Annotated in this window: 2 protein-coding genes; both read left to right on the top strand. The window is 77.7% G+C overall.

What is annotated here, in order from left to right:
* The first annotated feature begins 307 nt into the window (after window positions 1-307).
* Window positions 308-1732 (top strand): sugar transferase, encoded by a 1425-nt coding sequence (locus HCJ92_RS22920; RefSeq protein ID WP_167935519.1) that lies wholly within the window; start codon window positions 308-310, stop codon window positions 1730-1732.
* Window positions 1733-2006: 274 nt separating this feature from the next.
* Window positions 2007-3855, top strand: a 1849-nt coding sequence (locus HCJ92_RS22915; protein WP_338054339.1) for an O-antigen ligase family protein, incomplete at its 3' end; no start/stop codon positions are given.

The following is a 3855-nucleotide window of genomic DNA, read 5'->3' as shown; positions in this document are numbered from 1 at the left end:
GGCCACGGGCGGGTACAGGGCGACGACGGCGACGAACGGGAGGAACGGCACCGCCGCGCCGTCGCCGGGGGAGGCGCTCCCCGCCGCGGGGGACACACCGCTCTGCTCCGTCGGTGACCAGGGCGGCCGGTCGGCGATCTCCGTCGCGATCGCCGAGGTCCCCGGGGGCCGCCCTCGGCGGCCCAGGCGTCACCGCCTTGCCGCGGCACTGCTCGCCGCCGACACGGCCGCCGTCCTCGCGGTCGCCCTGGCGCTGCCGACACGGACCCCCACGGCGCTGTGGCTGGTGGCGGTCGCCCTGCCCGTCATGGTGGCGCTCCACGTCCGCGCCGGGCTGCACCGCGCGGGGCCGTTCGCCACCGCCCTCGCCGAGCTGCCGCGCCTCGCCGCGCAGAGCACGGTCGGCCTCTGCGTCGCGCAGACCGTGCTCGTCCTGGCCGGAGCGCAGCCGGTGCCGTTCCTCCCGTTCGTCGCCGTCGTCGCCCTGTACCCGCCCGTGGCCTGCGCGGCACGGGCGGCGGTGCGTGCCGCGCAGCGCCGCGGACACCGGCTCCGTCCGAGACCGGCGGTGGTCGTCGCGGGCGGCCCCGGTGGCGGCGCGCTGGCCGGAGTGCTGGGCGACCATCCGGAGTACGGGATGCGGCCGGTCGCGGTCGTCGTCCCGTCGCGAGACCGGGAGGTGCCGGAGCCCGGGCCCCGGCCCGACGGCGCGGCGGCGGCACCGGGGGCGGGAGACGTTGCCACCGGCCGCCCCGCGCCCGTGCTGCCGGCTGTGCCCGCCGGGCGGTCCGAGCTCCCGGCGCCGGCCGTGCGCCGGGAGCCCGGCCGCTCCGTCACCTCGCTCCCGGGGGCTCCGGGGACCACGGCGGCTCCCGGCGGTCCACCGCGGTTGTCGGGCGGTGACCTCGGAGCCGTCGCCACCCTCCTCGACGGGGAGCAGGTCCTGGACGCGTTCGTCGTCCGCGGGCCGGACGAACCCGAGGACCCGGAACTCCTGGCGCTCTGCCACCGCCTGGGTTGCACCGTGTGGCTGGTGGACGTGGGCCCCGGCCGCAGCACGGGCACGGCGGCCCGCCCCGCGACCGACCCGGCCGGCCACCTCTGGGGGTTCGCCTGCCGCCGGCTCGACCCGCCCGCCGCCACCCCCGGCACCGTCGCCCGGATCGCCAAGCGGTGTCTGGACGTCACGGGCGCCGCCGCGCTCCTGCTGCTCACCGCTCCGCTGCTGCTGGGCTGCGCGGCGGCCGTACGCACGGTGGACGGCCCGGGTGTCCTCTTCCGCCAGCAGCGGATCGGACAGGGCGGACGTCCCTTCGTCATCCTCAAGTTCCGCACGCTGCGCCCCGCGGACGACACCGAGGCCGCGACTCGCTGGAACGTGGCCGGCGACAACCGCATGAGCGGCGTCGGCAGCACGCTGCGCCGCACCTCGCTCGACGAACTGCCGCAGCTGTGGAACGTGCTGCGCGGGGACATGAGCCTGGTCGGCCCCCGCCCCGAACGCCCGCATTTCGTCTCGGAGTTCAGTCGGAGTCACCCCGGATACGCCCGCCGCCACCGGATGCCCGCCGGACTCACCGGGCTGGCGCAGGTGAGCGGGTTGCGCGGCGACACCTCCATCGAGGAGCGCGCGCGGTTCGACAACCACTACATCGACACCTGGTCGCTGTGGCAGGACGTCTCCATCATGCTGCGCACCAGCGTCGGCTGCTTCCGGTGCGGAGGCAGCTGAGATGACCCGCCTCCCTCGCCTGCCCCGTACGGGGCGACCCACGGCCACGCCCCGCGCCACGCCCCGCGCCGGGGCCGGTGACCGGTCCGGTGATCGGTCCGGCACGGCCGTGCTCGACCGGCCGACCGCCGGGCCGGCCGACGTCCTCGTCGCCCCGCCCCCCGGCACCCCGGCCCCCGGGCCGGGGGCGCGGCGCGGTGCGCCGGTGCGCGTGGTCCGCCGCGGGTGGGGCGCGGCGCGCAGGCGGGCGTCGCGACACGGCCATGTGCTGCCCGTGCTGCTCACCGTGCTGCTGCTCGCCGTACCGGTCGGTGCCTTCGAGGCGGGAGGCGGACGTCTGGTCGCCGCCGACCTCGCGTCGCTGCTCCTGGTTGCGGCGGCTGGCCTCGCTGCGGTGCGGGGCCGACGCCCCGCCCTCGGGGCACCGGGCGTCGCCGTCTTCGCGGCGGCGGTGCTGGCGCTGGGGGTCGTGTATCTCGCCTCCACGGGGCACCCCGCGGCGCTGGTCGGCTGGGTGCGCCACCTCCAGGTCTTCGTGCTGGTCCCGCTCGCGGTGGTGGTGCTGCTCCGTGACCGGAGCGACGCGCGGGTCGTGGCGGGGGCGTTCCTCGCCCTCGGCATGGCGCAGGGGACGCTCGGCATCTGGCAGTACGCGACCGGCACCGGCGCCTCCTACATGGGCGAGAACGTCCGCGCGGTCGGCACGTTCGGCCCCCAGAACGTGATGGGCATGTCCACCGTCGTCTGCTTCGGCGTGCTCGTCTCGCTGTGCGCGGCGCTGTCGCCGCCGGTGGGCGCCCCTCGCTGGTGGCGCCCCGTCGCGGTCTGCTGCACCGGGTGGCTGCTGCTGGCGCTGGCCGTGTCGTTCAGCCGGGGCGCGTGGATCGCCGCGGCCGTCTCGTGCGCCGCCGTCGTGCTCCTCTCCGGTGCGCTGACCCGGCGGGCGGTCACGGCGCTCTGCGCGGTGGTGCTGCTCGCCGGCGGGACGGCGGTCACGCTCTCCGGTCAGCTCGCCGACCGCCTCACCAGCATCGGCCAGGTGACCGGCACCCCCGACCAGTCCGTCGTCGACCGCTACGCGATGTGGGACGCGGCGCGGTCGATGTGGCGCGAGGAACCGTGGACCGGCGTCGGTCTCAAGGGGTTCCCCGAGCACCGCGACGACCACGCCTCGGTCGCGCTCTCGGCCGGGAGCGACACCGCCGGTGCCGGCGCGGAGTTCCAGCGGCAGGAACTGGAGTCCCCCCACAACATGTACCTGCTGGTCCTCGGCGAGCAGGGCCTGGTGGGGTCCGGCGCGCTGGTGGGCGGCTGGGCGGTGCTGCTGACCGGTTGCCTGCTGCGGGTGCGTGCCGCCCGGCGGGCAGCGGCAGGGGAACCGGACGGCACGGCCCCACGCGGGTTGCTCGGCGGCGTCGGCCCGTTGGGGCTGGTGGCCCCCCGTCCGGGCGTCCCGGACGTCGGACTGCTGGCCACCGGAATGATGATCTGGCTGGCCGTCACCTTTGCCTTCGCCGACATCGGCGGGCCCACGACCGTGGCGACCGCGGTGGTGCTGGGGCTGGTCGCGTGGTGGGCCGTGGGCAGTCCTTCGCCGGCGCGGGCGATCGGACCGACGGGGACGGCGCGGACGACGGCCCGTGCGGCGGGGGAGGCGGACCGTGTCCGGCACGGCGGCGAGCCCGCCGTGCCGGCCGCCGTGCCCGTCGGGACCACGGCCGGCGACGGGGCCGCATCGGATGGCGGGGCCGCGCCCTACGCACCCTCACCCGCAGCCGCCGTCGCGGACGACGACGGCGCGGACGAGGCCCGCTGCTCCCTCACCGGTGCGGATTCCGACGCCGGTGAGGGGCAGCAGGACGCGTCGGACGGGCCGTCGTCGCCGGCCGGTCGGACACCCGGAGGGACCGTTGCGGGGCCGGCGACCGAGGCCGAGAAGACGACGACGGGCGGGGCGCCGGGCGGAGCCTCGGCGACCGCCCTGCCGACGGACGACGCGTCGCCGGCCGAGGGTACGGGTGCCCCGATCCCGGAAGCGGCCTGCGGCCCGGAAGCGAACTCCGACCCTGAAGCGGCCCCCGACCCGGGGCCGCCGCGGAGCGACGCGCCGCACGGCCCGGCGC

This window comes from Streptomyces spiramenti (genome assembly GCF_012034385.1).
GTDB lineage: Bacteria > Actinomycetota > Actinomycetes > Streptomycetales > Streptomycetaceae > Streptomyces > Streptomyces spiramenti.
This window is presented reverse-complemented; position numbering and strand designations above follow the sequence as displayed.